Genomic DNA, 5,233 nt, shown 5'->3' on the forward strand with positions numbered 1-5,233 from the left:
AGCCCAGCGAAACGACGGATCCTCGCAACGTAAAATCATGCAGTTAGGCCTCATGAGAAAAGTGTACACCTGAGATGACAAGCATTTTCAACCAAAACTGGCACGGAAAAACAGCATGATTACCTATTATTCAACAAAGCCACGGCGATGCACAATAAAGCACGTTTCTGCATACGTCCCTCCATGTTGATGACAAAAGGGGGGATATCCTCCTATCGGCGTCCACGACTCAGGCGCACCAGTTTTTAAAGCGGTTAATCAAACCGTTGGTCGAACTGTCGTGGCTGCTCACCGGCTGGTCATTTTCCAATTCCGGCAAAATGCGGTTGGCCAGTTGTTTGCCCAACTCAACACCCCACTGATCGAAAGTATAGATGTTGAGAATCGCACCCTGGGTGAAGATCTTGTGTTCATACAGCGCGATAAGCGAGCCTAGGCTGTAAGGCGTTATTTCGCGCAACAGGATGGAGTTGGTTGGACGATTGCCCTCAAACACTTTGAACGGTGCAACATGCTCAACCTGCTGCGCCGTTTTTCCCTGCGCGGCAAACTCTGCTTCCACCACCTCACGGGATTTACCAAATGCCAGCGCTTCAGTCTGGGCAAAGAAGTTAGAGAGCAGCTTACCGTGGTGATCGCACAACGGGTTGTGACTCACCGCCGGTGCGATGAAATCACACGGCACCAGTTTTGTCCCTTGGTGAATCAACTGATAAAACGCATGCTGCCCGTTAGTACCCGGCTCGCCCCAGATAATCGGCCCGGTTTGGTAGGTCACTGGATTACCGTCGCGGTCGACATACTTACCGTTGGACTCCATGTTGCCCTGCTGGAAGTAGGCCACAAAACGGTGCATGTACTGATCGTAAGGCAGGATCGCTTCAGTTTCCGCGCCAAAGAAATTGTTGTACCAGATCCCGATCAGCGCCAACATCACTGGCAGGTTTTTCTCGATAGGCGTGGTGGCAAAGTGCTGATCCATGGCGTGCGCGCCGCTCAGCAACTGCTCAAAGCTGTCAAAACCGATAGAGAGGATAATCGACAAGCCGATGGCAGACCACAGAGAGTAGCGACCGCCGACCCAATCCCAAAATTCAAACATATTGGCGGTATCAATACCGAATGCTCTGACCGCGCTGGCATTGGTGGAGAGCGCGGCGAAATGCTTGGCAACATGCTGCTCATCCTGCGCGGTTTTCAGGAACCAGTCGCGCGCCGAATGGGCGTTGGTCATGGTTTCCTGCGTGGTGAAGGTTTTTGAGGCAACCAGCACCAGCGTGGTTTCCGGGTTCAGCGTTTTCAGGGTTTCAGCGATGTGTGTGCCATCAACGTTGGACACGAAGTGCATGTTAAGATGGTTCTTAAACGGCCGCAGCGCTTCCGTCACCATGAAGGGGCCGAGATCCGAACCACCGATGCCGATATTCACCACATCGGTAATCGCCTTGTCGGTATAGCCTTTCCAGCTACCGCTGATGATACGCTCGCTAAAGCCTTTCATCTTCTGCAATACCGCATTGACCTCTGGCATCACATCTTTGCCATCCACCACAATGGGCGTATTGCTACGGTTACGCAGCGCAACGTGCAGTACCGCGCGATCTTCGGTGCGGTTAATTTTCTCACCAGAGAACATCGAGGCAATGGCCTCGCTCAACTGCGTTTCGCGCGCCAGACTGAACAACTTATCCAGCGTTTCCTGGGTAATACGGTTCTTGGAGTAGTCCACCAGCATCAGGTCATCAAACGTGGCGGAAAAGCGTGAGAAACGATCCGGGTCCTGAGCAAACAGTTCGCTGATTTGCACCTGTTCCATCGTGGAAAAATGCTGTCGCAGAGCGCGCCATGCGGCAGTTTGGCTGGGATTGATATTTTTCATAACAACACTCTTGTCTCCGATAATAAAATCGCTAAGGCTGAATCGATTGTATCCCTTATACCACCAGTTGCGATCCCTTTTCTTGCAATTACGCATTTCCCTGCGGTTACCGGTTGACAGCCGCAAGATAACCCGTTATTTGTAAGCGCGAACTTATGCATCCACGCCGAAGGCGGTTGCATAAGCCAGAAGAGGAGCGCCGCCCAGGTAATTTATCCGAGGATCCGTAAATCCAGTGACGATAAACCAGGGGGAGCGGTGCCGAGATGATGTGCAATACGGGAATGCCATCATCGACTACAGGGGCTGAATCCTCTGGGTTGTCACCAGCAACGTGCAGGCTATCAATGTAAACTGCACGTTCAGCAAGGTGGAGCGCTTCTGGGTGTACCGTAGTGACGCTTACTTATCTACGCCTGCTCCCTGCTTACCGCTCTTTCCTTGTGCCAAGGCTGATTTTATGGACAGCTGATGTGCGACAACTGTTATCGCCACAGCGCCCCTGACACGATGTGTTTTTTATTTATGTCTACAACTACTTCTCTGAGAATCGCTAAATTTGGCGGCAACAGCGTGGCTGATTTCGACGCGATGAACCGCAGTGCGGATATTGTGCTGGCCGATCCTGCGGTGCGCGTTGTCGTGCTTTCCGCCTCTGCCGGCATCACTAACCTGCTGGTTGCCTTAGCGGAAGGTGTGGCGCAAGAACAGCGCGATGTACATTTGGAAAAAATTCGTCATATCCAACATGCCATCATTCATCGTCTGAGCCATCCGCAGGTGATCCGTGAAGAGATCGATAGCATGCTGGAAAACGTGGCGCGCCTGTCTGAAGCCGCTGCGCTCGCCACCTCTAACGCCTTGACCGATGAGTTGGTCAGCCACGGAGAATTGATGTCAACGCTGCTGTTCGTTGAGATCCTGCGCGAACGCCACATCAGCGCCGAGTGGTTCGATGTGCGCAACATCATGCGTACCAACGATCGCTTTGGTCGCGCAGAGCCGGATTGCGACACACTGGGTGCATTGATGCGCAGCCAGTTGCAGCCACGTCTGGCAGAAAGCCTGATCATTACTCAAGGGTTTATCGGCAGTGAAGCCAAAGGGCGCACCACGACGCTGGGCCGCGGCGGCAGCGATTATACCGCCGCTCTGCTGGGTGAAGCGTTGAACGTCGACCGCATCGATATCTGGACCGATGTCCCCGGTATCTACACCACCGATCCTCGCGTGGTGCCCACGGCACACCGTATCGACCAGATCACCTTTGAAGAAGCGGCGGAAATGGCGACATTTGGTGCCAAGGTGTTGCATCCCGCTACCCTGTTGCCTGCCGTACGCAGCGATATTCCGGTGTTCGTTGGCTCCAGCAAGGATCCCTCTGCTGGCGGCACGCTGGTGTGCAACAAGACAGAAAACCCGCCACTATTCCGTGCGCTGGCATTGCGCCGTAAACAAACGCTGCTCACCTTGCATAGCCTTAATATGCTGCACGCACGCGGCTTTCTGGCAGAAGTGTTCAGCATCCTGGTACGCCACAATATTTCGGTGGATCTGATAACCACTTCGGAAGTGAACGTTGCTCTGACGTTGGACACCACTGGCTCCACTTCTGTGGGTGATGGCCTGCTCTCCAGCGCCATGCTGACCGAGCTCTCTTCCCTGTGTCGCGTCGAGGTGGAAGAGAACCTGTCGCTGGTCGCGCTGATCGGCAATCAGCTTTCTCAGGCGTGTGGCGTCGGCAAAGAGGTGTTTGGCGTGCTGGAGCCGTTTAACATTCGCCTGATTTGCTACGGTGCCAGCAGCCATAACCTGTGTTTCCTGGTGTCAGGCAACGACGCAGAGCGTGTGGTTCAGACGCTACACCACAGCTTGTTTGAATAACGCCCTGCCATTGCACCCAAAAAAACCGGCCCTTGGGTCGGTTTTTTTTATCTGGACCCTCATAGTGATAAGGATAGATATTCTATGCTCGCCATGTTGACTCGACTGTTTCCGTTATGGGCCGTTTTGCTCTCTGTTGCCGGCTATGCTTCACCAGACACCTTTACCGGCATCAGCCCCCATATCAGCACGCTGTTGATGCTCATCATGTTCGCCATGGGCGTGACCTTGCATATCGGGGATTTTAAGCGGGTGCTCACGCGCCCGGCCCCGGTTGCCGCCGGGATATTCCTGCACTATCTGGTGATGCCACTCGCCGCCTGGGTGTTGGCGCGCACGTTTAACATGCCACCTGACCTCTCGGCAGGCATGGTGCTGGTGGGCAGCGTTGCCAGCGGCACGGCGTCAAACGTGATGATCTACCTGTCTAAAGGCGATGTCGCCCTGTCAGTCACCATTTCGTCCATCTCGACGCCGGTTGGCGTGTTTGCCACGCCGCTGCTGACCCGGCTGTATGTTGATGCCGCCATCAGCGTGGACGTGATGGGCATGTTGCTCAGTATCCTGAAGATCGTGGTGATCCCGATCAGCGCAGGTTTGATTGTCCACCACCTGTTCAGCGGCGTGGTAAAACGCATCGAGCCCTCTCTGCCAATGCTTTCGATGGTATTTATTCTGGCAATTATCAGCGCCGTGGTCGCAGGCAGCCAGAGCAATATCGCGTCCGTCGGTTTTATGGTTATTATTGCCGTCATCCTGCACAACGGTATCGGCCTGCTGGGTGGTTATTGGGGCGTCCGACTGTTCGGCTTTGACGAGTCTACCTGCCGCACATTGTATATCGAAGTCGGCATGCAGAACTCCGGCCTTGCCGCCACGCTGGGCAAGATGTACTTCTCGCCGCTCGCCGCTCTGCCCGGCGCGCTCTTCTCCGTATGGCACAACCTTTCCGGCTCCCTGCTGGCAGGCTACTGGTCAGGAAAATCGTTGGATAAAGAGAAGCCGTAACCTGTCCACCCGCGCGCGAAAGCGCGTGGGTGGGTATGTTAAATAAAAAAAATCATTTGCACGCTGGTTAACGAGACCCTATTCAGGCATTTCGCGCTTTTTTTACTCGCCCCGCACGGCATCTGCTTTTGTCATATTTTGTCACACTTAAAATGTGACTCACTTCACGTAATTATTTAACTAACAATATTTATATACCCGTTATCATTGAAGATGCTTGATTTTACGCGGTAAGAAGATCATGCTCACACACACTATGAAGATATTTATTACCGACAGGCAAAAAGCCGAACTCGAACACCTTCATGACACCAGTCGTGGTAAGCGTGTTTGTGATCGCATCAAAGCCGTCCTGCTGGCCTCCGAAGGCTGGAGCTCTGCGATGATTGCGCAAGCTCTGCGTCTGCACGAAACGACGGTAAACCAACATATCAACGATTACGTCAACACTCGCAAACTTAA

The 5,233-nt window shown here is 53.5% G+C and carries 4 protein-coding genes and 1 riboswitch; of the genes, 3 read left to right on the plus strand and 1 reads right to left on the minus strand.

Annotated features, from left to right (window positions below):
• Positions 1-229 precede the first annotated feature (229 nt).
• Positions 230-1,879: a glucose-6-phosphate isomerase gene (gene pgi, locus QZ506_RS07515; protein WP_291970138.1), complete on the minus strand. Its 1,650-nt coding sequence runs from the start codon at positions 1,877-1,879 to the stop codon at positions 230-232.
• A gap of 181 nt (positions 1,880-2,060) precedes the next feature.
• A riboswitch (Lysine riboswitch) is annotated at positions 2,061-2,268 on the plus strand.
• A gap of 136 nt (positions 2,269-2,404) precedes the next feature.
• Here pgi and lysC point away from each other — a divergent pair.
• From lysC to QZ506_RS07530, 3 genes are all read left to right on the plus strand, one after another.
• On the plus strand, positions 2,405-3,763 hold the full coding sequence (gene lysC / locus QZ506_RS07520) for a lysine-sensitive aspartokinase 3 (RefSeq protein ID WP_291970140.1): 1,359 nt from the start codon (positions 2,405-2,407) through the stop codon (positions 3,761-3,763).
• A gap of 84 nt (positions 3,764-3,847) precedes the next feature.
• Positions 3,848-4,771 carry a ketopantoate/pantoate/pantothenate transporter PanS gene (panS, locus tag QZ506_RS07525; protein ID WP_291970142.1) on the plus strand — a complete coding sequence of 308 codons (924 nt, stop codon included), beginning with the start codon at positions 3,848-3,850 and terminating at the stop codon, positions 4,769-4,771.
• Positions 4,772-5,027: 256 nt separating this feature from the next.
• The coding region (locus QZ506_RS07530; protein WP_291970144.1) for a helix-turn-helix domain-containing protein at positions 5,028-5,233 on the plus strand (206 nt) is incomplete at its 3' end.

It is taken from the genome of Candidatus Symbiopectobacterium sp., from assembly GCF_020054415.1.
Classification (GTDB): Bacteria; Pseudomonadota; Gammaproteobacteria; order Enterobacterales; family Enterobacteriaceae; genus Symbiopectobacterium.

Coding starts and splice junctions, on each gene's coding strand:
- pgi (WP_291970138.1), bottom strand. CDS start 1,879: ATGAAAAATATCAATCCCAGCCAAACTGCCGCATGGCGCGCTCTGCGA.
- lysC (WP_291970140.1), top strand. CDS start 2,405: ATGTCTACAACTACTTCTCTGAGAATCGCTAAATTTGGCGGCAACAGC.
- panS (WP_291970142.1), top strand. CDS start 3,848: ATGCTCGCCATGTTGACTCGACTGTTTCCGTTATGGGCCGTTTTGCTC.